The following is a 24392-nucleotide window of genomic DNA, read 5'->3' as shown; positions in this document are numbered from 1 at the left end:
CTCGGATTTCTCCAAACTCCTACATATAATTAAGCATGCACTGGTGCCAAGCTCTCACCAATTACCTCCAAACGTGCTGCCCATTCTTCGCGGGTCAAGCCGTTTTCAGAGATGTAACGGTTGCGCTCATGGGCACGGCATTCTGCAGAACATCCACGAACATACTTATGCTCATTTTCTTCTGACATGAGGGTACGGCGGTTACAGAATGGGTTACCACAGTTGACATAGCGTTCACATGGTGTGCCATCAAACCAGTCCTTACCAACAACAACTGGGTCTACATGGTTGACATCAACTGCAATACGCTCGTCAAATACGTACATCTTACCATCCCACAATTCGCCACGAACCTCTGGGTCTTTACCATAGGTTGCGATACCACCGTGGAGCTGACCGACATCCTTGTAACCTTCACGAACCATCCAGCCAGAGAATTTCTCACAGCGGACGCCACCTGTACAGTAAACCACGACACGCTTGTCCATAAATTTTTCCTTGTTGTCACGGACCCATTGTGGCAATTCACGGAAGTTGCGAATGTCAGGACGGATTGCGCCACGGAAATGACCTAGGTCATACTCATAGTCGTTACGGGTATCCAAAACAACAGTATCTTCGTCCAGAAGCGCCTCTTTAAATTCTTTTGGTGACAAGTAAGCACCTGTTGTTTCAAGCGGGTCAATATCACTATCGAAGTTATTGTCTTCTAGACCCAAATGTACGATTTCTTTCTTATAGCGAACGTGCATTTTCTTGAATGCTTGTTCATTTTCTTCATCAATTTTAAACCAAAGGTCGCTGAAAAGCGGGTTAGCATGGACATAATCCATGTACTTTTGAGTTGTTTCATAGTCACCAGAAACAGTACCGTTGATGCCCTCATCAGCAATCAAGATACGACCCTTGAGACCAATCGATTTACAGAATTCCAAGTGCTCAGCTGCATAAGCTTCCGCATTTTCGATTGGAACATATTTATAATATAGCAATACGCGAATGTCTTTTGACATGGTGTGATTCTCCTTTAATCTTTGCAATAGATTAGCGCTAATCAAGCGATTTGACCAGCTCGAAGCTCTGCTATTTTTCAATAACACAGTCTGTAAAATTATACCCCGAATCCGGCAGAAATACAAAAATCTTGATTGAACTATTGGTCTGACAATTCTTCCCTCAATGCCTGCAATTTCCCAAACTGCTCCGATGGTAGGACTATTTGCATGTTATTATGGTTTGAAGCTATAACAGAAAAATACCTGAGAATCTCTTCTCAGGCACATTTCTTAATCTTTTGACAAACTTCCAGTTTGAGTTTGTGATTTGGTATAAACAGCCACCAAAATTGTTCCTGCGATAGCCACTGTCAGGCCATTCACAATACCAGCAACCAAGCCTTGCGCAAAAACCTTATTTGCAGGCTCGCTATAAACCAGGATATCCAAAACAGGTGCAACTACTCCCCAAGCTACTACGTTAGCAATAATTTGGAAAATGTTGAAGGAAAGAATATCTTTTTTCTCGAAAATTCCCTCTTGGACACGAAGACGATTTTTGGCAAAACCAAGCACTAAACCAAATACACCTGATGCCAAAACCCATGACCACCATGGTGAACCATACTGCAATGAATCCTTGAAAGCATGACCGATAAAGCCGACCAAGAAACCAACAACTGGACCAAAGATAACAGAAAAGAGGGATTGGACAGCATACTGAAGCTGAATCGAAGTATTTGGTACAACAAGTGTCGGAATGCTGATTAAAATCCCAATTACCACAAAGAGGGCTGCACCAATACCGGTTGCGACAACTGTTTTGATAGAATTATTTTTCATCCTAAATCTCCTTAAAAAATATGTTTAGTTAACAATGCGTTTGATTTCAATATGCCAGTTTTGACCGACACCAACGTTGTAGGCTTTGGCAAATGAACCCTGGTTGATAGCAAGACCAACACGGTAGAGGGAATTGATATACAAGAGTGGCTGACCAATGCGGACATCCGCAAAGGACTTGCCATAGGTCACTTGGTTTTGGTAGACCAGCATATCGTTGTTGTAAATGGTCACCTCAAAGCGGTCTTCAAACTGCGGGTTGAGGGTATAGAACTCCTCACGGGTAATCGAGGTCCAGAGAGAACCGAAGCGAACATCGAGAATGTCGATGGCGCCCTTGACAAAGTCTTGTCCAAGTTCTGTTGGAACGGTTGGAATTTCAACAACGTCTTCTACTCGCAGTTCTGGCCCCACTTCTTCAAAAGTGATATGCCCAGATGCCAACTTAGCACCGGTATAAGCATAGACATCACGACCATGGAAAGTATAGGAATGCTCGGTATTAGCTCTGCGATTGGCCACTTCAGAAATCTCGCGTACTGCCTTGATACCAACGTGCTTCTTGATGAAAGACAGAGTACCGTTGTCAGGGGTAACGATATAGTGATTTTGCTCGGTCAATGCCACCACGCTCTTACGCTTGGAGCCAACACCTGGATCAACAACCGATACAAAAGTAGTGCCTTCTGGCCAGTATTCCACTGTCTGGAAGAGGCGGTAAGAGCCCTCAAAAATATTGTAAGGGGTGATATCGTGGGTCAAATTGTGAACCACAAGGTCACGTGATTCCTGGAGAGCTACACCAATCATGGCTGAAACCGCTCCGTCAACAAGACCAAAATCCGATTGTAAAACAAGTAAATTATTAGACATAAGTTCTCCTAAATTTGATACTGTTCTAGGATAACAAAAAACGCTTCAAGAATCCAATAGGTAATTTCTAAGCTCTGTTATAAGTTTTAACTATAACAAGAAAAGGAGCCTGAGTGTCTGATTAAAAATACACCCAAGTTCCTTATTCCTTAGGCTACAATAGCCTTAGCCACTTCTTCTGTCGTCATGCGTGAGAAGTAATGCGTGGTATCGATTTCTTGCAACTTGGCAAGGACGTCCGCATATTCGTAGCGTGTACCAATCAGCAATTTCTCAATATCCGAAACATCTCCGATACCAAAGAAGTCACCATAAATCTTGATATTTTCGATAACAGATTTCTCCGTTTTCACATAGGTTGTGATTTTACCTGCTGGGTAGCGAACGTTGCGCTCCACAGTGTACTCAGGCGTTTGACCGAAATTCCAGTCCCAAGTACCAAATTGGGTATCATGGATTTCTTGGATACGAGCCAAGTCCTCGTCAGTCAGGACATACTCGTCCATATCTGGATATTCCTTCTTCATTTGGTTGAGGATGGCATCCTTGAACTCCAGAACAGTCATTTTTTCTGGTAATTCATCATTGATATTGGTCACACGCGCACGGACAGATTTAACCCCTTTAGACTCAATCTTGTCCTTGGAAACTTTGAGCGCATTGGCAAGGACGGTCATATCCACGTCAAAGAGGAGACAGCCGTGGTGCATCATACGACCTTTAGCATAGGCTTGGGCATTTCCACAGATTTTCTTCCCATCAATCTCAAGGTCGTTACGTCCTGTGAAATTAGCCTCAACACCCAGAGTTGCCAGCGTGTCAATCACAGGTTTGGAGAAGGTTTTGAAGTCAAAAGCACCTTCTTCAGACTTATTGGAAATAATGGTGTAGTTGAGGTTGTTGAGGTCGTGGTATACCGCGCCACCACCTGACAAACGACGAACAACGTGAATGCCGTTTTCATCTGTGTACTCTTTGTTAATTTCTTGAATAGCATTCTGATGCTTACCGATGATAATGGCAGGCTCATTGATCCAGAGAATAAAGATTTCATCAATATCGGTCAATTCCTTGAAGGCATAGGCTTCGAGAGCGATATTGTAAGCAGGATTGTTACTGTTATTTACAATGTATTTCATGCTAGACTCCTTGATTTTATAAATTGTTAACCACCTTTTATTATATTGGAAACGATAACAAAAAACAAGCGCGAGGCTTGTTTTATATTAATCAATATCGGCACCGTTGCTGGCGATAACCTTCTTGTACCAGTCGAATGATTTTTTCTTAGAACGCTTGAGTGTTCCATTACCTTCATTGTCACGATCTACGTATATAAAGCCGTAGCGTTTTTTCATCTCACCGGTACCTGCAGACACCAGGTCAATACAGCCCCAGGTTGTGTAGCCCAACAATTCTACGCCGTCCTCAACAATGGCATCACGCATGGCTTCAACGTGCTTGCGTAGGTAATCAATCCGGTAGTCGTCTGCCACATAGCCGTTTTCATCCGGCGTATCTACAGCGCCCAGACCATTTTCAACAACGAACATTGGCTTCTGATAGCGATCCCAGATAGAGTTGATCGTGATACGGAAGCCAAGTGGGTCAATCTGCCAGCCCCACTCTGAGGCATCCAGATATGGGTTTTTGATAGAGGCAAAGATGTTACCAGCTGTCTTTTCATTGACTTTTGGGTCACCAGATGCCACACGGCTTGAATAATAAGAGAAGGAAATGAAATCAACTGTATGCTCTTTCAAAAGGGTCAAATCTTCCTCTGTCATCACGATATTCAAGTTTTCGCGTTCAAAATGCTTCTTGGCATAATTTGGGTATTCCCCACGCGCTTGTACATCAATGAAGAAATAATTTTCACGATCCTGGTTGATAGCCGCCCAGACATCGCGCGGATGACAAGTATTTGGATAATATTGACCCGCCGCCAACATACAGCCGACCTTGTTTTCTGGGTCGATTTCATGGGCAAGCTTGGTCGCAATAGCTGAAGCCACTAACTCATGGTGGGCCGCTTGGTATTTGACCTCTTCTACATTTTCACCTTCTTCAAAGTAAAGTCCTGCACCCATAAATGGCGCATGAAGAATCATGTTGATTTCATTAAAGGTCAACCAATATTTAACCAAGCCCTTATAGCGAGTGAAGAGAGTCCGGCAAAGACGCTCGTAGAATTCCAGCATCTTGCGATTGCGCCAGCCACCATAGTGCTCAATCAAATGCATCGGACAGTCAAAGTGAGTAATGGTCACCAAAGGCTCAATCCCGTATTTGTGACATTCCTTGAAGAGTTCTTCGTAGAACTGCAAGCCTTTTTCATTTGGCTCTAACTCATCTCCCTTAGGGAAAATCCGTGTCCAAGCGATAGAAAGACGATAAGTCTTAAAGCCCATTTCGCCGAAGAGGGCAATATCTTCCTTGAAATGATGGTACATGTCGATAGACTCTTTAGCCGGATAGAAATAACCATCCTCAAAGTCAAACATTTTTTTGCGACCTGTGATAATTGGTCCACGGTCTGGTCCGATTGGCACCACATCTACATTGGCAAGACCACGGCCATCCGCATCGTAGGCACCCTCACATTGGTTGGCAGCTGTAGCACCACCCCATAAAAATCCCTTTGGAAATACTTTTCTTGTCATCTTTTCTCCTTTTCCTATCCTTCTTTTTGATAAAGAGTTTCTTTGTTAACGGGATCCACAATGCTTTGCAAATCGTAGTGACCGTCTTCATAAGTAAAAGTCAGTATGGCACAATTCCGCATCCGTACTCGCGGAAAATCTGTCAATACCTGTCTGAAAAATTGGGCAATGGCAGCTCCATGGCTAACTACTAAAACGGATTGATTATCCGCTTCTTCCATAATGCCTCCAATGTCAATGGAAAGATATTTTTCATAACTTGCTCCTTTCTCTTTTCATTCTATTGTACCAAAAGCTAGGTAAATGACAAGGCCGTGACACAGCACTTCATTCCCTAAATTTTGGTAACAATTGATATAAAGAGTATTTCCCGATGAAATCATTTTCTTGACACAATTTTGCCTTTTTTGTTTCAAGTAATAGATATTACTTTTTTGTTTATTGGAGGATTTGATGATGATAAATAATTTACAATATTTCATTACTAACAGAATAAAAATGTTAGCACAATTCAACATTATGCAAACCCCTGAACAATATCTTTTTACTCATATAGACACAAAAGGTGATGTAAATAAACCCGTACATATTGATTATCTTAACAATAAAATGAGGTCTGTGGAGAATCGACATAAGTTGAGACATGCAACACTGCATAAATTTTCAAGCAAAATAAGCAAAATCGAACCAGAAAATACAAAAGTTTACCTTATCTTGATTCTAGAAAATGTGTCAAATAGAAGTATTCACTTTTAATTTTTGTATATATCATGTATAATGTATTTACAAATACAGGAGGTATATCCGATGAATGTTTTATTACGCAAAACAGGTAACAGTACTGTTATTACTATTCCAAACGCCATTAAAGAAGCGCTTGGTGCAGAAATTGGTGAAGAAATCGAATTCGTCACTTCAGGAAATAATGTCATCATCCGTAAAGCTGAGCCAACATTTGACTTTGACAAAGAGTTAGAAAAAGCTATGAGCCAATACGATGAATTATTGAAAGAGCTGGTAGATAAATGAAATACCTATCCGCTGAAGACATTATCAAAATCAATGTTATGGTTATTGGAAAATATTCCCCAAAGGAGCCCGTTGGGATAGCTGATCCAAACAGCCTGCAGATGATTGTTGAGCAGCCAAAACAAGAGATTTTTGGAAAAGTACTTTATCCCGACATTTATAGTAAAGCTGCCATTATCTGGATAAACCTAATTAAGAAACACCCATTCAAGAACGCCAACAAGCGAACTGCCGTACTTGCTTTACATATGTTTCTAGCAATGAATGGTTATCAATCCAATCTTTCCTTCAACGATGGACTGGAAAAAACGATTGATATTGCTACGTTTCAAGGTGACTTCGAGGAATTAAAAGATAACATTATCCAGTTCTTGAAAGAAGAAAATCGAGTATACAAAAAATAGAAAAGTGGTTATCGACCGAAGTTGATAGCCACTTTTCTATATTCTACTGTATTCTACTGTATTCTACTGTATTCTACTGTATTCTACTGTATTCTACTGTATTCTACTGTATTCTACTGTATTCTTATTACTAATAGTATTCTGACTGCAATCATTTATCAACATTGATTGCAGTCATTTTTACTTAGACTCAGCCAAACTAAATCAGAGTTCAGGTAATTCTAGGATTTCTAGGAGACCATCACTAATAAGTTCCGTTAGTGATGCAGCCATATGTTCGTTTACTTTCTCTGAGTATCATTTTTATAATATTCACTAAAGAAGTCTATTTACATTGAGCTTAAGAGATAATTATTTTATTTTCAGAAAGATATTGTTCACATTTTTTAAACTGGTCATAATACTGTTGCAAATCTTTTGAATTTTTATTTAGAGCATCTACTCTATCAATTACTTCAAGATAATAATTCTCGACTATATTTTTTAAATAGACAAGTAATAATAGTTTATATGAACCATCTACTCCCTCGAATAGACAAAAGATAAAATGAGATTGGTTTTCATTTGGGTTATTTGAAATAAATGATTTAGGAAATATGTAATTCTCATGATGTAAATTATTTAGTTTAAAAAAGTTAGTATTTTCGTTTAAATGTATATGTACTGCATTAAACGAAAAATAACCACCATCTATAGTATCTATACTTAAATTATTTTCTTTAACATACGGTGTAAGCATATAGGTAGACTTTATTGTTCCTGAATTTTCATATATCCTGATTCTAGGCACCTCGATTTCCTTCTCCGCACCATTGAATGAAGCTTTTACTTTCGACTTACCTTCTATTTTATAAGAAATAGATAGCTTAAAGAATTAAATATAAATCCCGAAGCTTTTTATTTAGCAGAGATGGTGACATGGAATGTATTAATCATTTTACGATTGATGTTTGATGCACTTGATTTCGCGAGAAACAATAGATTGGGTTGTCATAAGAATTACAACACGAATGAATTACATATTGTACAGATCCCAACTTTTTCAAAAGAATTCAGAAATGAAATATATTCATTGAACAATAAATTGCGTCGAAAACATCATTATAAAATTGATTTATATGAATTAATTTTGAATCGATTGTTGAATTTATAATAATTATTTAACGGTTTTTAATATGATTATACAACTTTCCAAAACCTCAAAATCCTTGATACTACAACATTTCTTTAAAAAATTGTCTTCCTAAATTGAAGACAAAACAGACGATTAATCTATACATTTCTAAAAATCATCCATTTTTAGTCAGCAATGTGGAATAATGACTAATGTCAAATTTAACCAATAGGAAGAGGGTAAACATGCAAGTTATCTTACCTGATGAACAAATCAAACAAATTCAGATATTAATTTCAAGTTTAATTACATCAGAAATTGAAAAACAAATTCATCATCGAAATATTGGCAGTTCGTATTTAAACAAAAAACAAGCATGCGAGTATCTCGGGATTTCAAATAACACGTTGGACGAATGGATTCGCAAAGGGCTTCCATCTATTAAGATCGGAAAAACAGTTCGTTTCAACAAACAAGCCATCGACGCATGGCTACTTTCGCAAAACTAGAAATATCAACATTTTTGTTTTATAATGGTCATGATATTTTCTGGTTCGACATAAAGGAGAATATCATGACTATCACTAAGACAAAAAATGGAACATATCGCTTAAAGGTATATATTCCAACTGAAGCACGAATGCCTCTCGGAATCGTGAACAATAATTACTTTGATAAGCGTTTTAAGACAAAAAAGGAGGCACGACAAGCAGAGATAGACCTTTTAACAAAAATCAATCAGATTGAGAACAACGAGTTTACAGGGCTTGGTAACGGAGACATTCTATTCAAAGATTTTTACGAAAATGTCTGGTGGGAGTATTATAAAGCAGGACAGACCACTTCAACTACAAAGCCCCCAAGCAGGTCAACTATAGCCAATACAAAAACTTGTTTCAGAAAACATATTTTACCTATGTTAGGTAATTACACTATTCAATTTCTCAATCAGAACAAGCAAGTTATTCTAAACTTGATGACTGCTAAAGCTAATGAATACGCTAATTTCAAGACCTTGAGAAGTTATGTAATTTCCATATTTGATTGGGCAGAGGAATTAGAATATATAGAATCAAATAAAATTGCCAAAACATTGCGTCGTATCAAAGCAACCAAGAAAATCCAATTAGCGGAAGCAAAGAGAGATGAAGACCTCTACCTTACACAGGAACAACTACAAGAGTGGTTCTCGGCTTTCCAAGATGACTTGGCTATCGGAAAAATTTCGCTTAAAGACTATGTTCTGTTTTATCTTACCTTCTTTTTGGGAGACCGAAAATCCGAGAGCTACGCTCTTCAATGGAAACACATTGACTTCGAAAAATCTCAAATTCTGCTACTCCAGGCACTAGACAGATATGGTGATACGAAATCAACCAAAGGGAACAAGAAAACAATCTTTGCTATTTCAGCTGACTTACTTCAACTTCTCCGTAGTTGGAAAAAACAACAAAGGTACGAACTTGCAAAGTTTGGAATCATTACGAATCCTGAACAGTTCGTCTTCACATATATAGATACCAAAGGAAACATAAATAAACCTCTGCATGCAGATTATCTTAACAATAAGATGAGAACAGTTAAAAATCGTCACCCATATTTGACACACGCTACACCTCATAAATTACGGCATACTGGTGCAACACTTGCTAAACAAGCAGGTATGAGCTTAGAAGCTATTTCAGAGGCTCTAACCCACAGCGATACCACTACAACTCAAATTTATGTCAATACTTCTACTGTCATTCCAATGGCAGTCGGAGAATTTGCCTTAAGCTCTCTGAAACAATGAGGTAAAAATAAGGTAAATTTTGAGGTGAACTTTTCAAAAAAACACGAAAAAAGCACCCCTGAGGTAAACTCTTGAGTGCTTTGAAACGTTGATATATCGCTGATAATTAACGTTTTGAGAACTGGCTAGCTTTACGAGCTTTCTTAAGACCTGGTTTCTTACGTTCAACCATACGAGCGTCACGTGTAAGTAGGCCAGCGCGTTTCAATGAATCGCGGAAATCTGGGTCAACTTGAAGCAACGCACGCGCGATACCGTGACGGATCGCACCTGATTGACCACCGTAACCACCACCGTTCACGTTAACGAAAACGTCGTATGAACCTTGTGTTGAAGTTACTGCGAATGGTTGGTTGATAACCAAACGAAGGTCAGCGTGTGGGATGTACTCTTCTACATCTTTTTTGTTAACTGTGATTTTACCAGTACCTGGGACCAAACGTACGCGTGCAACCGCGTTTTTACGACGACCAGTACCTGTGTATTGTGCTTGTGCCATTTAGATTACGTCCTTTCCCTTAGATAAGACCTGAAATATCAAGTACTTCTGGTTGTTGTGCAGCGTGAGTGTGCTCAGCGCCTACAAACACTTTCAACTTCATGCCTTGTGCACGACCCAAAGTGTTGTGTGGAAGCATACCTTTAACTGATTTTTCAATCAAACGAACAGCGTTTTTAGAACGCAATTCACCAGCTGAGATTGATTTCAATCCGCCTGGGTGGTTTGAGTGAGTGTAGTAAATCTTGTCAGTCGCTTTTTTACCAGTCAATTTCACTTTTTCAGCATTGATAACGATAACGAAGTCACCAGTATCAGTGTGGGGTGTGAAAGTTGGTTTGTTTTTTCCGCGAAGTACGCTAGCAACTACTGCAGAAAGACGTCCAAGAGGTACATCAGTAGCGTCTACTACGTACCATTTGCGTTCAACTTGGCCTGGTTTAGCCATGAAAGTTGTTTTGTTCATGATTTCTCCTATACGAATTCGTAATATTTGTTTACAGGGCGATGGGTGTTCCGTCCCATCGAAGGTATTTGGAAGGTTCCGGGGCCTTTCAAATGGGGTAAACAATACCGTCTACCATTGTATCAAATCTAGCAGTCGGCGTCAAGATATTTTACTTTACTTTTTTCACTTTTTAAACCGCGTTTTATCGTCTCACAGATTGTCCCATCTTAAAGTAAGTATGGCGCTTGCCACGGACAGCCAGCGATAGGGCAAGGATGTTTTCAGGGTCCGGCATACGGCCAAAACCGCCGTCTCCGATATGATGAATGTCCGCACCGACTCGCTTGTTACTAAGCCCAAATTCTCGCACGGTCTGCGGATCCGCACTCTCTTGACTGGTCCCAATGGTCGCTATAACCAAGCCACCCTTGGCCTTGATTTTCTCGACAATAGGCGCGACCAGCTCCTCTCGCACACCCGGTACTGTTCCGACCGCAGGAATGAGGACACCGTCAGCCCCCAAGTCCACAAAATCCAGCAGAGCTTGTCTATCCACAACCGACTCTCCCAGACCAGCACCGTGCATTTTCCCAGCAAAAACTAGCCCCTTGAAGTGCTCTTTTGCTAGGGAAATGGCAGAGCGGATAGCCGACAAGGATACCCCCGTAGCTGGATTTCCAGTTAGCATGATGAAGTCTACGCCCAGCTCCTCTGCCCTTATAAGACTGTCTGGACTGACCAGACGACCTGCGGAGAGGGAAATGCGTTCTTCAAGTAAATCCTGCTCCTCATCAACTGGCTCTAAGTTAATCCCAATGGGCCGACCTGTCAATCGTTTCAGCTCTGCAATGGGATTGTCGCAATCATAAAAACCGACAATCTGGGGAGAAAAAATATCCAATTCATTGAGCACCAGCAAATCACAGCTAAAAGCTGCCATCATCTCGGCATTGGAAACACCCGCAACCAGCGGGGCAGCCGTAACGACCGTTTCCCCCAGAACAGTCCGGCCTTCGCTGGCCAAAATAGCCTGCTTGAGCTGGGCAGGAGTCATCTGAGCAATCTCGCTGGCATAGGCAGATAGTAAACGTTTCATATGCATTCTCCTTGTAAGCGTTTTATTCCATAACTGGTAAAAAGAGAGCTGATACTAGGCTCTCTTCTCGGTAGAAATAGACAGAATGGCTAGGGAACCTGTACCTGTATGGGTAGCAATAATAGGTCCCAACTCGGTCAAGATAACATCGGTTACCTGGTCATTTTCCAAAAGGGTAGACTGAATGTCCTGAGCTGCTGCCAAATCACCTGTGTAAGCGACCATGACCGTTGAATGATCCAAATCAGTCAGGGTACGGTCCAACATCTCACGGACACCTTTTTTACGACCACGCAACTTAGCGACTGCCTCTAGCTTACCTTCGGCATTAAGGGCCAGGAGAGGTTTGATGTTGACCAGCCCACCAATGAGAGCTGCTGCCTTAGACAGGCGGCCACCACGCACCAAGTGATTGAGGTCATCGACCAAGAGATAGGTCCGTAAGCGAGGAATCAAGTCCTCGATGAGCGCCTTGGTTTCAGCTAAGGACTTGCCCGCAGCTCGCGCTTGAGCCGCTTGCATAACCAAGTAGCCCTCGCCAATAGAAGCAGCCTTGGTATCGACAATTTCAATGACAGCATCAGGATAGGCATCCAAAACCATATCGCGTGCAATAATACTGCTCTGGTAGGTCCCTGAAAGTACTGATGAAAAGGCTAGGTAGAGTGCCTCTTTGCCTTCCTTGGCTGCCGCCTCAAATACTTCTTCAAACTGACCAACATTGACCTGACTGGTTGTCGGTAGACCGCCTGTTGCCATTTTCTCCAACAGAGCTGCGGAGGTCAAACGGTTTGCCCCAACAGTTTCATAGGTTACTCCGTCAAGGTTTATGGTCAAACCAAGCACGGTTACATCATTTTCTTGAAGCCAGCTAACTGGCAAATCCGATGTCGAATCGGTTACAATTATAAATGTCATTCTTTCATTTCCTCCATCATTTCTTTTAAGGCTTGAAAATTCCCATCTGACCAAGGATTGAGGCGCGGGGTGTAAAGCCCTACCTGATCCACAAACTTGTCCAAGTCCTTCTTGATAACCCTGGTTCTCTCCTCCAACTCACGCGCAGAAACACGCAGGGCACCTTGCGAGAAAACCACCCACTGTTCATTGAGGTCGCTGGTTGCCGCCGAAACCTGCCTGCACCGGTCGCTATTAAGCTCTGCACTCAAACGCTCAATATAGCTGTCAGCTGTTTCCTCTTCCTCAGTGAAAATCACCGTCAGCCTGTATTCATCATAGGTCTGTCGAAGGCCGGGCACATGTTGGGCGTCAAAGACACAGATAATTTCTAAATGTTCAAAGGCTGCGTAATGGGACAAGGTCCTCAGTAAATACGTCCTAGCTGCATCCAGATTTCCCTTCTTAAAATCCTGCTTGGTGGACTGCCAGAAGGCAATCATATTGTAGCCATCGACAATGAGCACTTTTTCCTTCATCAGATTTTCTTCCGAAACACTTCATACATGAGAACAGCGGCTGCCACGCTGGCATTGAGTGACTGGACATGCCCTTTCATGGGAATGGTAATCATCTCGTCCACCTGTTTTTTGATATTGGGCGAAATCCCCTTGCCTTCGTTGCCAATAATCAGCGCCAACTTACCAGCTGTATTCCACTTGTGGCTTGGAGTTCCGTTCATATCGGTACCAAATACCCAGAAACCAGCCTCCTTGAGCTTATCAAGGGTTTGACTAAGATTGGTCACTCGGGCGATTGGGACATGGGCCACCGCACCTGTCGACGTCTTGGCCACAACCGGCGTCACGCCAACGGCACGATGCTTGGGAATGATAATTCCAGATACCTGAGTAGCGTCTGCGGTCCGTAAAATCGAGCCAAAGTTGTGGGGGTCTGTCAGACCATCCAAGATGAGAATGAGGGGATTGTCTTGCTGCTCTGCTATGTCCAAAATAGTCGAAAGTTCCGCATAGGCAAACTCAGACACCCGCAGGACAAAGCCTTGGTGGACCGCACCTTCTGTCATGTCAGACAGGGTCTTTTTGGGCATCCAAGAAATGGACACCTTCTTTTCTGCTGCCAGATTTTTAATTTTTTCTACATTTTTACCGCGCATGTCGTCCTGGATGTAGAGCTTGTTGCCAGTGTTGGCCTCCAAACTCTCCACAACGGCGTGCACGCCATATACGATGTCATTTGTTTCCATATTGCCATTATAGCATAGATTGCCCACAAAAAAGGTCAAAGTCACTTTTGACTATCGATTTATTTTCTAATCTTGACTTTCCCATCTCCCTGTGGTATCCTTATCTCAAAAATTGTCCGTACAAGCGGAACTATTAAGGAGAACCTATGTCGATTATTTTAGGTATTGTTGCAGGGCTTGTAGCCTTTGCTATTGGTGGTTTGTGGTATGGTTTGATTTTCCGCGACGCTTGGATTAAAGCCTCTGGCATTGATATGAAAAAGATTGAGGCTGATCGTCAGGCTGGTAAAAATGGACAAAAAGAAATGATGCTGTCTGTCATTATCGAGGTCATCTTTGCGGTCTTGTTAATGATTTACATCCAAACACTTGGCGTATCACCACTTCATGCAGCAGGTGGCATGGGCGTATTCGCTATCATTTCATCGCTTAAAAATTATTTATTTGAGCAACGCTCTATCCAGCTCATCCTTATCAATGAAAGCTACAAATTGGTCTGCTACTTGGTAGTTGGTGTCCTAGCTCTATTTGCATAACCATTCCCCCTCCTAGCTTTAGGAGGGTTTTGTTTTGTGGTACAATAGAAAGAGAACAAGACCAAAGGAGCTATCATGTCAATCTCCCTCCGCACTATCAAACTGATATTTGCCACCGTCCTAGCCGTTTACCTAGCGACAGCGCTGGGCTTGTCCTATGCGACGTCGGCTGGGATTATCGCCATCCTCAGCATCTTGGACACCCGCAAGTCCAGCTTCAAAATGGCCCGCAACCGCTTTTACTCCACCCTACTAGCCCTGACTGTCGCGACCGCGACCTTCTCCCTGCTGGGCTTTGAGATTTGGACCCTCAGCATCTACCTGGCCATCTACGTTCCCTTGGCCTATCGCTTCCGCTGGGAGGCAGGCATTGCGCCTGCGACCGTCCTCGTCACCCACCTTATGCTGGAGACCAATCTTTCTCCCGCTTTTTTGGGAAATGAGCTGGCGCTTTTTCTGATTGGAGCAGGGAATGCCCTGATTTCCAATGTCTACATGCCCTCGCAGGACCAGCAGATTCAAGCCTATCATGTTCAGGTTGAGGACTTGCTCAAGCAGATTCTCCTGCGTTTTGAGGCCTTCCTGCTCCAGGGAGACGGGCGAAACGAGGCAGAATTGATTACGCAGCTGGATCAGACCTTGAATGAGGCCCTGAAAGTCGTCTACCTAGACCGCCACAACCAGCTCTTCCAGCAGACCAACTACCAGGTCCATTATTTTGAAATGCGGGCTGCCCAAAGCAAAATCCTACGCACCATGGCCAAGACCATCAATAAATGCTTCCTGGATAGCCGGGAAAATATTATTTTGGCCAGCCTCTTTGAACGAACCGCCCAGCAACTGAGTCGGGAAAATTCTGCCCAGGACCTCCTGCTCGACATCGAGCTCTTTCACGCCATGTTCCGCGATAGGCCTCTTCCTCAGACACGGGAAGAATTTGAAACCAGGGCCACCCTCTTCCAACTTCTCCACGACATGGAACACTTTATCCAACTCAAGGTTGATTTTTACGAAGTTTATAAAGACCAAGAACCGTCGGTTTAAACTGACGGTTCTTCTATTTTCCCATGAAATTCATCCGACACTTGGTTGTGCAAATGCACGAAAGATAGGCCCATCATGACCGCATTCCCTGCGACTGCAATCATAAATTCTTCCTTGGAAGATACCTTTCCTAGCCAAATGGAGAGGATTAAAATGAGATTGTAAAGCAAAATATAAAGAGCCGTTATACGAATTTTTCTCAGTAGCTTCTTCATAAGGGGACCTCCTGTAAGTGTTTGCTATATTTATTATATAAAATTTAATAAAAAAACAAGTATTTATGCGTTCTTAACCCCCAAAAAAACCGCCAGATTTTCATCTAGCGGTCAGGTGTTTTATGAACGATTTTAGAAAGGTTAGACAATCGCCTTGCTTGTTTCATCATCGAAGAAGTGAGCCTTGTTAAGGTTGAAGGTCAAGCGAACAGTTTCGCCTGGGTTGTGGTAATCACGCGCATCAACGCGAGATACAAACTCTGTGCTACCGACTTTAGAGTAAAGCATAGTTTCTGCACCGAGAAGCTCAGATACCACCACTTCTGCTTCCACGATAGAAGAAGGGTATGTGTCTAATTCCAACTGAGAAGCCTTGATGTCTTCTGGACGGATACCGAGGGTAAATGATTTGCCATTGTAGCCTTTTTCTTCCAAGTGTTTGCGACGTCCTTCTGGAAGATCCACTTTGAAACCATCTCCAACAAGAACGCCATCTTGAAGCGTAACTGTGAAGAAGTTCATAGCAGGGCTACCGATGAAGCTAGCAACAAACTTGTTAACTGGGCGGTTGTAGAGCTCTTCTGGGCTACCAATTTGCTCGATACGACCGATTGTACCTGTACCTGCTGGGTTTTTAGTTGCAGACATGATAACGATACGGTCAGCCAAGGTCATAGCTTCTGTTTGGTCGTGGGTTACGTAGATAGTTGTCGCACCGATACGGCGGTGGATTTTGGCAATCTCTGTACGCATGGAAACACGCAGTTTGGCATCCAAGTTTGACAAAGGTTCATCCATCAAGAATACTTTTGCATCACGAACGATGGCACGCCCCATGGCAACACGTTGGCGTTGTCCTCCTGAAAGGTCAGCTGGTTTGCGTTCCAAGAATTCTGTCAATCCAAGGATTTGTGCCGCTTCTTCCACACGTTTTTTGATTTCGTCCTTGCTGTACTTACGCAATTTCAAACCAAAGGCCATGTTGTCAAATACAGTCATGTGTGGATAAAGAGCATAGTTCTGGAATACCATGGCAATATCACGATCTTTAGGTGCCACATCGTTCATCAACACGCCGTCAATGTAAGCTTCCCCTTCTGTGATGTCTTCCAAACCAGCAATCATACGTAGGGTTGTAGACTTACCACATCCTGAAGGACCTACGAATACGATAAATTCCTTGTCCTTGATGTCCAAGTTGAAGTCTTCAACAGAATAATGCTCGCTGTTTGGGTATTTTTTGTAAATGTTTTTTAAATTTAATTGAACCATGTTCAATCCTCTCTTTCTTTGATAGTTATATTGTAAATGAAAGCGTTTGTAGAAACTAGGTCAAGGTATACAAAAATAGCAAAACGTTTTTGTGCAACTCTACCAAAAATCCTTCGCATTGAAAAAAGGCTGGGAAAATTGCCCAACCTTTGTTCATGTCAATCCTATTTTACAGTTGCTGTACTTGTAATTACTTCTACAGCTTTCTTCACAGCGATGTCGTGTTTGAGCATTTCTGGTGAAAGCAAGCTACGAACTTGTGCCACTTCCATATTGTAAGTTGCTGCCAAGTCTTCGATTTCTTTCTCGATTTCAGCGTCAGTTGCTTCGAATCCTTCTGCTTTAGCTACTGCTTCAACAACCAAGTTTGTCTTAGTACGTTTTTCAGCGTCAGCTTCGTATTGTTTATGAAGGTCATCACGAGTTGTACCAGTGATTTGGAAGTACATATCTGGTGAGATACCTTGTTGTTGCATACCACCCAAGAATTCATTGATTGCACGGTGAACTTCTTCGTGAATCATTTCTTCTGGCAATTCAACAATTTCAGCGTTTTCTACAGCCAATTCAAGAGCTGCTGATTCAACTGCATCGTCAAAGGCAACTTCTTTTGCTGCTTCCAATTCTTTACGGTACTTAGCTTTCAACTCATCAAGTGTTTCTACTTCTTCGTCGATGTCTTTTGCCAATTCGTCATCCAAAGCTGGAACTTCTTTTGCTTTTACTTCGTGGATTTTTGTCACGAAGAGGGCTGGTTTACCAGCAAGGTCAGCTGCTTGATAGTCTTCTGGGAAAGTCACTTCAACGTTTACTTCTTCACCAGCTGCGTGGCCTACCAATTGTGCTTCGAAACCTGGGATGAATTGACCTGAACCAAGTCCAAGTGAGAAGTTCTCGCCTTTACCGCCGTCAAATTCAACGCCATCGATTGAACCTACAAAGTCGATCACAACTGTGTCGCCTTCAGCTGCTGGGCCTTCTTTGATAACCAATTCAGCCAAGTTGTTGCGTTCGCGTTCGATTTTTGCATCTACTTCTTCGTCAGATACTTCTTTAGTTGCTTCTACTGAAACTGCCAAGTTTTTGTAGTCACCCAATTTTACTTCAGGTTTTGTCACAACTTCAGCAGTGATTGTCCAGTCTTGGCCTTTTTCCATAGATACAACGTCGATTTTTGGTTGTGCAACAACTTCAAGACCTGCTTCAGCAACAGCTGCTTCATAAGCTGCTGGCAAGAGAGCATTTACTACATCTTGGTAAAGTGCTTCTTCACCAAATTTTTGGTTGAAAACGGCACGTGGCAAGTGACCTTTACGGAAACCTGGAAGATTGATATCTTTCTTAACTTTGTTGAAAACGCGGTCCAATTCTGGTTTAATCGCATCTTGACCGATTGTGAAAGTCAATACACCGCGGTTTGTTTCTTTTGCTTCAAATGATACAGACATTCTGTCATTCTCCTTAAAATTTTATTGCATACTCTTCATTATAACACAATTGACAAGGATTTCAACGATTTTATGATTGAGTTTTGGGGAATTGGCAGAGCTGGAAGCTAATCTTCTAATCTGGTTGTTGTCCATCATGAGCCTGCCACTTGCAGTCAGTCAAGCTCAGTTCGGAAAAGACCGCTTCAAAAGAAGAATCTTCTGGCGAGCACGCATAGATACCAAAATGGATTTTACCATTACCTTCATGTAAGTGGCAGATTCGCATCTGCTCAAAATGGATACCGTCTTTGGAGTTTTCAATGCAAAAATCACTGCCCCGTCGGCTCAAACGGTAGTAGATTGACTTGACAGAAGCAGGAATTTCCTGGGTCGCCCAGTCTGAAAAGCCCTGATTGGTTACAACGCTGCCCAAATGCTGAAAATCTTCATTTTCATACTCAATCGAGCCCTTAATCCAGTTTTCCGAATCCTGATAGACCACTACACCACACTGGTCAAAACGAGTATGGCTATTGGAAAAATCCGTCTTAACCGTAAAGGAAAAATACTCTTCCTCCGTGTCCATCAAGAGCAGAGGAGCATTGTCATTGACAAAATGGTAGTAGGTCTTCTGCCACAAGTCCGTATGGGCTTGGGTTGTGATTCTGATTTCCTTGTCTGAAATCTGGTAGTTTTCCGGTTCTCGTACCCAGTAAAAATCTTTTGTGTTCATTTGATTTCCTTTCGTTTTAGATTATTATACAGACAAAAGATAAGGAAGACAAGTAACTCAATCAACTCTTTCAAGAGCAGGCTAAGGTGATTTTGGGGACTTTGCAGGCCTTGTATATGCAAGAGTAATAGGGACTATTCCTCCAAAAAGTCTATCAAGGCTGTTGAAAAGTCATCTGCATTTTGGAAGATAGACCCGTGACCTGCATTGGGATAGATGATGAGTTGACTGTTTTTGATTTTCTCATGCATGATATAAGAGTTCTCAGTCGGAACTTGCATATCCTTGTCACCGTTGACGATCAGCGTTGGTTGCGTGATAAAGGTCATATCGTCTTGAGGATCTCTACCCCAGCGTTTGATTGCCTTCAGCTGTGTTAAAAATCCTGGGACATTCATGTCCTTGTCTGCATACTCAGCTTTTCTTTCTCCCATACGACCCAAAACTTTTTCAGCTTCTAGGAGTCCTGCTTTATCGTGGTTGTAGAAGATGTAGCGTTTTGGATCCACACGCTCTAGACCAGCCTTCAGCATATAGCGGAAGGTTTTTCCTGTCACCTTATCCACTTCAACACCGCCACGAGGACCTGTTCCAGCTAGAATCAAGCGGTTAACCATTTGGCTATCAAGACGAACGATTTCTTGGGCGATAAAACCACCCATAGAAAGACCGAGCAGGTTAATTTTCGTATGCCCCAAGGCCTTGATAATAGCATGAGCCTGCTCTGCCATTCCTGGAATCGTAGGAGCTACCTTTCCTTGACTGGCTCCGACGCCAGGCAAATCAACAACAATGACATGCTCTTTTTCAGCCAGTAAATCCAGCAATTTTGGATCCCAGTTATCCAAGGTTGCGGCCAAGTGGACTAACATGACCAAGGGCAGTTTAGACTTGCCCTTGCCTAGTTCACGGTAGGCAATCTGATTGCCAGCGACAGTAATGTATTGATTTTTAGTTGTGATATAAGACATAAGTATTCCTACTATTTAAAACTGAGGACAGTTTTTCCACGTGAGCGACCGTTGGCTACCTTGTCCAAGGCTGCATTGACTTCTTCAAATGGATAAACGGTATCGATAGACGGTTTGATTTCTAACTTGCTGAAAATGTCTGCTACCTCTTGCAACTGTTGACCATTGCTTTCTACGAAGATGAAATGGTAGTGCACACCGTAGCTTTCCGCCATCTTGTCAAATTTGCGACCAACCAAACCAAAGAGGAATTGTTTCCATTTTGGTAGGTTCATGCGTTTGGCAAATTCGCCATTTGGCATAGCACGGAGGGAAACCAACTGACCGCCTTTTTTCATAATCGACATTTGTTTTTCGGTTTCTGCACCACCAAGTGTGTCCAGTACATAGTCGATTTGGGAGAGGGTTTTAGTGTAATCTTCTGTCTTGTAGTCGATAAACTGGTCGGCACCCAACGCCAATACCCGCTCTGCATTTGCCCCATCACCGTTGGTAATGACCGTCAAACCCTTGGCTTTGGCAATGGGAATGGCCATACCACCGACACCGCCTGTACCACCTGAGATGAAAATGGTCTTGCCAGCCTCTGCACCCATGAGGTCCAATGCCTGCATAATGGTCAGGGCAGTCAGGGGAACGGCAGCCGCTTCCACATCCGTCAGATAGGCAGGAACTTTAGCAAGTGCAGCAGCCTCCACCGCTACATACTCGGCAAAGGCACCGATATTGTCGAGAGGAAGACGACCAAAGACACGGTCACCAACTGCAAAATTGGTCACGCTTGAGCCGACTTCTTCCACCAAGCCAACGACCTCATTGCCCGCTGTTTGTGGCAATTTGTAAGGGACAATCATCTTGACATCTCCACGAGAAATCATGTTGTCCAAAGGATTGACACCTGCTGCGGTCACTTTGATAAGGACCTGGTCTGGTTTGATGTTCGGTTTAGCAATGTCTGTTAGGTTGAGTGCGATATTGTCTTTGTTATAAGATGTGTGTTGTGCTGCTTTCATGGTTTACTCCTTTTATTTACAGACTTGTATCTGATACAAGTCTAAGTTGCGCGAAATAGAAACTGACTTGTGAAAGTCAGTTGGATTTTTTTGCCTCTTGATACAAGTTGGCAATGACCTGGGCCAAGCTCTCTTGGGATAATCTATCCTGTAAATCCTGCTCAATGGTCGCAAAGATTGGCTGAACAGCTCCTGCAATGTGCCGACCAACTGGGCAGGATTGATTGGCGTGTTGGTGCTGCTGAAAGAGCTGGATATGCGTGACTTCCTGGGTGGCATAGTAGATGTCCAGGAGGCTGATGTCCGACGGATCCTTGCTCAACTCATAGCCAGCCTTGCCCTGATGGGACTGTATGATGCCTGCATTCTTCAAGAGAGCGATGACCTTGCGGATATAACTGGCATTGGTACCGACACTGGTTGCCAAGGCCTGCGACGTCATGACATCACTACTCTCGCTAATCATGGTCAAGATATGCAAAGCTACTGAAAATTTGGTATCCATGGAAATCCTCCCTTTGAACTTGTATCAACCACAAGAACAAGTTTAGCAAAAAGAAATCTACTTGGCAAGGATTTTGTATTCAAAAAAATCACAACCTTCTGGCTGTGATTAATTTTTCCGTATTTGATCTTCCAGATAAGCTGCACGGGCACCGCCGATCAGTTTAGGACGGCTGGCAAGAGCTGTAACATGGGCCTGGCCGATCTCACGCAAGCTCGGTCTAATTGGCACTTGGACGTGCTTGATGTGCATACCGATAGCCGTATCGCCGATGTCCACACCAGCCTGAGCCGTGATAAATTCCACTTCGACCGGATCCTTCATATACTTGAAGGCTGCCAACTGTCCAGAGCCTCCTGCATGAAGGGTGGGCAATACATTGACCATTTCCAAATCTTTCTGGATAGCCAATTCCCGCTCCACTACCAAGGCACGATTGAGATGTTCACAGCCTTGGACAGCTAGGTAAATGCCCTTGGGAGTCAAAATATCCAGAATCGTTTCGACAACGGCCTCTCCAACTTCCAGACTGGAATTTTTGCCAATATGCCCACCAATGACCTCACTAGAAGACAAACCTAGCACAAAAATCTGACCCTTTTGAAGATTGCTGAGTTCTAAAATCTCTTCGACAACTTGCTTAGTTTGGTCTTTAATTTCCTTTAATGACATGATTTACTGCACCAATTCTTTCTATTGCCTGAGCCAAGATATAACCTAGCACCAAACCAACTGTGTTTTGCAGAGTATTACTCATCAGACTTGTAACAGCGTCAGCTACATTATACATGAAACTAGATGCCACAAAGTAACCATCAATCATGGAAAGGCTGGCAAGAACAATTCCAATCAAACGTTTCTTGCCTGTCCATCCTGCAAAATAGCCCTGAGCTCCGTGGAAAAGCAAGCTCAAGAAAGCCCACTGGGGATAGCCCAACAAGAAATCAATCAGAAGCCCTGACAGTCCGCCAACAATGGCTCCTTCTTTCTTACCCAAGTAAAAGGCTGTAAAATACACCCCAACATCCAAAAGTGTCACAAAACCAGTTGCAGTTGGCACATGAACAAAGGCTAATACCAAACTCAAGGCGGTTAAAATAGCCAGCAATACCAGTTCTTGCGTCTTTTTATTTCTCATACTGAATTACCCCATATTGATCTGATTTTAAGATGGCTGCATGAACAAAGTCCTTGGACAGTCGGACCGCCTCCAAAGAGTCCTGACCTAGCAAGAGCTGACTGGCAATGCTGGACGCAAAGGTACAGCCCGCTCCCACATTGTTCTCTGAAAGCAGGGGCGACTGCAGAACGACCACTTCCTGCCCGTCATAGTAAACATCCACGGCCTGTGAACTTCCCAAGCGGTTGCCCCCCTTGATGACCACCGACTTGGCACCCAAGTTACAAAGCGCCACCGCAGCCTGCTCCATCTCTTCCACCGTTTGGATGTCTTTTTGGAGCAATAGCTGAGCTTCTGCCAGATTTGGCGTAATGATGCTGATATAGGGAAGGAATTTTAAGAGTTCATCCCTCAGCTGGCTAACCTCTGTATCATGCGTTTCCTTGCAGACCAAGACCGGATCAAAAACCACTGGAATATCCTGATGGGCCTTGATAAACTCCAAAGCCTGCTCTGCTATTTCCACAGTCGGAAGCAAGCCGATCTTAATAGCTGAAAAGGGCACATCCTTCAAACTAGCCAACTGCTGGGCAAACACCGCTGTATCTGTCGGAATAACCTCAAAACCTTTTTCCGTCATAGCTGTCAAGCAGGTCACCGCCACAAAACCATGCAGGCCATGGACAGTGTAGGTGGTCAAGTCTGCATGGAGACCGCCACCGCTGAAAATATCATTGCCTGAAAGTGCTAAAATATACTTAGTCTTCATAGATAATCTCCTTTAGATAGAGTCCATTTCCCGCCGCAGTTGGTCCCGCCAAATCTCGATTTTTTTCTGCCAAAATCCGCTTGATTTGCCCCACAGGCATGCGACCATTGCCAATTTTCAGCAGAGTCCCCACCATATTTCTCATCTGCTTGTACAAAAAGCCGTTACCTGAAAAGGTAAAAATCAAGAACTGGCGCCGCTGGTCATACTCCATTGTCGCCGCCGTGATGGTCCGCACCTTGTCCTCGACTGAAGTCCCTGATGCCGTAAAGCCTGTAAAGTCATGGGTCCCCACCAGATCCTGGATAGCTTCTTCTATCAAGCCCAAGTCCAAATCATAGGGATAGAAGGTCGCATAGTGGCGCATCATGGGATTCTTGGGTCGGCCAATGTCCACCAAAAACTCATAGGTCTTGCTGTGCTTGGCATAGCGGCAATGAAAATCATCCGCAACCTGCTCCACCTGGACCACATCAATATCTTCAGGTGTTTGGGTATCCAGGGCAAAGCGGAGCTTCTCAGCATCTCTACTGCCAGCCAAGTCAAAATGAATGACCTGACCGTAGGCGTGTACACCTGCATCTGTCCGACCTGCACCATGAACAGTTACTGGCTGACCACTATTCAATCTTACTAATGTTTTTTCGATTTCTTCCTGAACTGTACGAGCATGAGGCTGGCGCTGAAAACCAGAAAAATCATGTCCGTCGTAGGAAATAATTGCTTTATATCGTGTCATGGTCTGATTGTAGCACAAGCAAACTTGCAAATACAAGCCTAGAAAGCGCAAACTGTCCTAGCACAGTTTTTCAACCACCGACGATTGACAGTTTTTCTAAAAAGGGCTATAATGTGAAAGAAACT

General features: G+C 43.0%; 30 protein-coding genes and 1 pseudogene. 7 read left to right on the top strand and 24 right to left on the bottom strand.

Going from position 1 to position 24392, the window contains the following annotated elements:
- Positions 1 to 29: 29 nt before the first annotated feature.
- From ACHBIF_RS02640 to ACHBIF_RS02615, 6 genes are all read right to left on the bottom strand, one after another.
- A complete protein-coding gene (locus ACHBIF_RS02640) occupies positions 30 to 1013 on the bottom strand; it encodes a rhodanese-related sulfurtransferase (protein ID WP_105110867.1) in 984 nt (327 codons plus the stop codon).
- 273 nt (positions 1014 to 1286) lie between these two features.
- A complete protein-coding gene (locus tag ACHBIF_RS02635; protein ID WP_105110866.1) occupies positions 1287 to 1838 on the bottom strand; it encodes an ECF-type riboflavin transporter substrate-binding protein in 552 nt (183 codons plus the stop codon).
- Between the two features lie 24 nt (positions 1839 to 1862).
- Positions 1863 to 2711, bottom strand: a complete 849-nt coding sequence (locus ACHBIF_RS02630) for an S-adenosyl-l-methionine hydroxide adenosyltransferase family protein (RefSeq protein ID WP_105110865.1) — start codon at positions 2709 to 2711, stop codon at positions 1863 to 1865.
- A 149-nt stretch (positions 2712 to 2860) separates the two neighbouring features.
- Positions 2861 to 3850: a lipoate--protein ligase gene (locus ACHBIF_RS02625; protein WP_105110864.1), complete on the bottom strand. Its 990-nt coding sequence runs from the start codon at positions 3848 to 3850 to the stop codon at positions 2861 to 2863.
- A gap of 87 nt (positions 3851 to 3937) precedes the next feature.
- Positions 3938 to 5374 carry a 6-phospho-beta-glucosidase gene (locus ACHBIF_RS02620; RefSeq protein ID WP_394718480.1) on the bottom strand — a complete coding sequence of 479 codons (1437 nt, stop codon included), beginning with the start codon at positions 5372 to 5374 and terminating at the stop codon, positions 3938 to 3940.
- A 14-nt stretch (positions 5375 to 5388) separates the two neighbouring features.
- On the bottom strand, positions 5389 to 5595 hold the full coding sequence (locus ACHBIF_RS02615) for a histidine phosphatase family protein (RefSeq protein WP_394718478.1): 207 nt from the start codon (positions 5593 to 5595) through the stop codon (positions 5389 to 5391).
- Positions 5596 to 5875: 280 nt separating this feature from the next.
- On the opposite strand from ACHBIF_RS02615, the pseudogene ACHBIF_RS02610 reads away from it, so the two are divergent.
- From ACHBIF_RS02610 to ACHBIF_RS02600, 3 genes and pseudogenes are all read left to right on the top strand, one after another.
- A pseudogene (locus ACHBIF_RS02610) lies at positions 5876 to 6031 on the top strand (site-specific integrase); the annotation flags it as partial.
- A 150-nt stretch (positions 6032 to 6181) separates the two neighbouring features.
- Positions 6182 to 6403 (top strand): AbrB/MazE/SpoVT family DNA-binding domain-containing protein, encoded by a 222-nt coding sequence (locus tag ACHBIF_RS02605; protein WP_024377377.1) that lies wholly within the window; start codon positions 6182 to 6184, stop codon positions 6401 to 6403.
- Positions 6400 to 6807: a type II toxin-antitoxin system death-on-curing family toxin gene (locus tag ACHBIF_RS02600; RefSeq protein ID WP_394718476.1), complete on the top strand. Its 408-nt coding sequence runs from the start codon at positions 6400 to 6402 to the stop codon at positions 6805 to 6807. The genes ACHBIF_RS02605 and ACHBIF_RS02600 overlap by 4 nt, the downstream gene beginning before the upstream one ends.
- 340 nt (positions 6808 to 7147) lie before the next feature.
- Here ACHBIF_RS02600 and ACHBIF_RS02595 read toward each other — a convergent pair whose 3' ends face one another.
- Positions 7148 to 7597, bottom strand: a complete 450-nt coding sequence (locus ACHBIF_RS02595) for a hypothetical protein (RefSeq protein ID WP_394718474.1) — start codon at positions 7595 to 7597, stop codon at positions 7148 to 7150.
- A gap of 569 nt (positions 7598 to 8166) precedes the next feature.
- Between ACHBIF_RS02595 and ACHBIF_RS02590 the strand changes: the two genes are divergently transcribed.
- Positions 8167 to 8430, top strand: a complete 264-nt coding sequence (locus ACHBIF_RS02590; RefSeq protein WP_172096281.1) for a helix-turn-helix domain-containing protein — start codon at positions 8167 to 8169, stop codon at positions 8428 to 8430.
- Between the two features lie 65 nt (positions 8431 to 8495).
- Positions 8496 to 9713 (top strand): tyrosine recombinase XerC, encoded by a 1218-nt coding sequence (xerC, locus tag ACHBIF_RS02585; protein ID WP_394718471.1) that lies wholly within the window; start codon positions 8496 to 8498, stop codon positions 9711 to 9713.
- 106 nt (positions 9714 to 9819) lie between these two features.
- Here xerC and rpsI read toward each other — a convergent pair whose 3' ends face one another.
- The 6 genes from rpsI to rlmB all read right to left on the bottom strand — a co-directional run bounded on the left by rpsI (position 9820) and on the right by rlmB (position 13920).
- Positions 9820 to 10212, bottom strand: a complete 393-nt coding sequence (gene rpsI, locus ACHBIF_RS02580) for a 30S ribosomal protein S9 (RefSeq protein WP_002942223.1) — start codon at positions 10210 to 10212, stop codon at positions 9820 to 9822.
- 19 nt (positions 10213 to 10231) lie between these two features.
- Positions 10232 to 10678, bottom strand: a complete 447-nt coding sequence (gene rplM / locus ACHBIF_RS02575; protein ID WP_002876943.1) for a 50S ribosomal protein L13 — start codon at positions 10676 to 10678, stop codon at positions 10232 to 10234.
- A 184-nt stretch (positions 10679 to 10862) separates the two neighbouring features.
- Complete coding sequence (locus tag ACHBIF_RS02570) at positions 10863 to 11756, bottom strand: haloacid dehalogenase-like hydrolase (RefSeq protein WP_394718465.1); 894 nt, start codon at positions 11754 to 11756, stop codon at positions 10863 to 10865.
- A 54-nt stretch (positions 11757 to 11810) separates the two neighbouring features.
- Positions 11811 to 12674, bottom strand: a complete 864-nt coding sequence (locus tag ACHBIF_RS02565; protein ID WP_394718463.1) for a DegV family protein — start codon at positions 12672 to 12674, stop codon at positions 11811 to 11813.
- On the bottom strand, positions 12671 to 13192 hold the full coding sequence (locus ACHBIF_RS02560) for an NYN domain-containing protein (protein ID WP_394718461.1): 522 nt from the start codon (positions 13190 to 13192) through the stop codon (positions 12671 to 12673). The genes ACHBIF_RS02565 and ACHBIF_RS02560 overlap by 4 nt, the downstream gene beginning before the upstream one ends.
- Positions 13192 to 13920, bottom strand: coding sequence for a 23S rRNA (guanosine(2251)-2'-O)-methyltransferase RlmB (gene rlmB / locus ACHBIF_RS02555; RefSeq protein WP_394718459.1), 729 nt, complete (start codon positions 13918 to 13920; stop codon positions 13192 to 13194). The genes ACHBIF_RS02560 and rlmB overlap by 1 nt, the downstream gene beginning before the upstream one ends.
- 146 nt (positions 13921 to 14066) lie before the next feature.
- Between rlmB and ACHBIF_RS02550 the strand changes: the two genes are divergently transcribed.
- Entirely contained in the window at positions 14067 to 14456 is a 390-nt protein-coding gene (locus ACHBIF_RS02550) for a DUF1761 domain-containing protein (RefSeq protein WP_105111365.1), read from the top strand.
- A gap of 75 nt (positions 14457 to 14531) precedes the next feature.
- Positions 14532 to 15500, top strand: a complete 969-nt coding sequence (locus tag ACHBIF_RS02545) for an aromatic acid exporter family protein (RefSeq protein WP_394718456.1) — start codon at positions 14532 to 14534, stop codon at positions 15498 to 15500.
- Here the strand turns inward: ACHBIF_RS02545 and ACHBIF_RS02540 are convergent.
- From ACHBIF_RS02540 to truA, 11 genes are all read right to left on the bottom strand, one after another.
- Positions 15497 to 15715 carry a hypothetical protein gene (locus ACHBIF_RS02540; protein ID WP_172003929.1) on the bottom strand — a complete coding sequence of 73 codons (219 nt, stop codon included), beginning with the start codon at positions 15713 to 15715 and terminating at the stop codon, positions 15497 to 15499. The genes ACHBIF_RS02545 and ACHBIF_RS02540 overlap by 4 nt on opposite strands.
- A 141-nt stretch (positions 15716 to 15856) precedes the next feature.
- Complete coding sequence (locus ACHBIF_RS02535; RefSeq protein WP_105111367.1) at positions 15857 to 16987, bottom strand: ABC transporter ATP-binding protein; 1131 nt, start codon at positions 16985 to 16987, stop codon at positions 15857 to 15859.
- 164 nt (positions 16988 to 17151) lie between these two features.
- A complete protein-coding gene (tig, locus tag ACHBIF_RS02530) occupies positions 17152 to 18435 on the bottom strand; it encodes a trigger factor (RefSeq protein ID WP_394718453.1) in 1284 nt (427 codons plus the stop codon).
- 115 nt (positions 18436 to 18550) lie between these two features.
- Positions 18551 to 19150, bottom strand: a complete 600-nt coding sequence (locus ACHBIF_RS02525; protein ID WP_394718451.1) for a DUF1349 domain-containing protein — start codon at positions 19148 to 19150, stop codon at positions 18551 to 18553.
- 134 nt (positions 19151 to 19284) lie between these two features.
- Entirely contained in the window at positions 19285 to 20121 is an 837-nt protein-coding gene (locus ACHBIF_RS02520; protein WP_394718449.1) for an alpha/beta fold hydrolase, read from the bottom strand.
- Between the two features lie 11 nt (positions 20122 to 20132).
- On the bottom strand, positions 20133 to 21134 hold the full coding sequence (locus ACHBIF_RS02515) for an NADP-dependent oxidoreductase (protein ID WP_105111371.1): 1002 nt from the start codon (positions 21132 to 21134) through the stop codon (positions 20133 to 20135).
- A gap of 76 nt (positions 21135 to 21210) precedes the next feature.
- Positions 21211 to 21639 (bottom strand): Rrf2 family transcriptional regulator, encoded by a 429-nt coding sequence (locus tag ACHBIF_RS02510; protein WP_172066956.1) that lies wholly within the window; start codon positions 21637 to 21639, stop codon positions 21211 to 21213.
- A gap of 108 nt (positions 21640 to 21747) precedes the next feature.
- Positions 21748 to 22311: a TIGR01440 family protein gene (locus tag ACHBIF_RS02505; protein WP_024406459.1), complete on the bottom strand. Its 564-nt coding sequence runs from the start codon at positions 22309 to 22311 to the stop codon at positions 21748 to 21750.
- Positions 22292 to 22777: an ECF transporter S component gene (locus ACHBIF_RS02500; protein WP_394718446.1), complete on the bottom strand. Its 486-nt coding sequence runs from the start codon at positions 22775 to 22777 to the stop codon at positions 22292 to 22294. The genes ACHBIF_RS02505 and ACHBIF_RS02500 overlap by 20 nt, the downstream gene beginning before the upstream one ends.
- Positions 22767 to 23528 (bottom strand): bifunctional hydroxymethylpyrimidine kinase/phosphomethylpyrimidine kinase, encoded by a 762-nt coding sequence (locus ACHBIF_RS02495; protein WP_394718444.1) that lies wholly within the window; start codon positions 23526 to 23528, stop codon positions 22767 to 22769. The genes ACHBIF_RS02500 and ACHBIF_RS02495 overlap by 11 nt, the downstream gene beginning before the upstream one ends.
- Positions 23518 to 24267: a tRNA pseudouridine(38-40) synthase TruA gene (gene truA / locus ACHBIF_RS02490; protein ID WP_105123586.1), complete on the bottom strand. Its 750-nt coding sequence runs from the start codon at positions 24265 to 24267 to the stop codon at positions 23518 to 23520. The genes ACHBIF_RS02495 and truA overlap by 11 nt, the downstream gene beginning before the upstream one ends.
- Between the last annotated feature and the right edge of the window lie 125 nt (positions 24268 to 24392).

The organism is Streptococcus sp. A11 (genome assembly GCF_043674225.1).
GTDB classification, from domain to species: Bacteria; Bacillota; Bacilli; order Lactobacillales; family Streptococcaceae; genus Streptococcus; species Streptococcus suis_V.
This window is presented reverse-complemented; position numbering and strand designations above follow the sequence as displayed.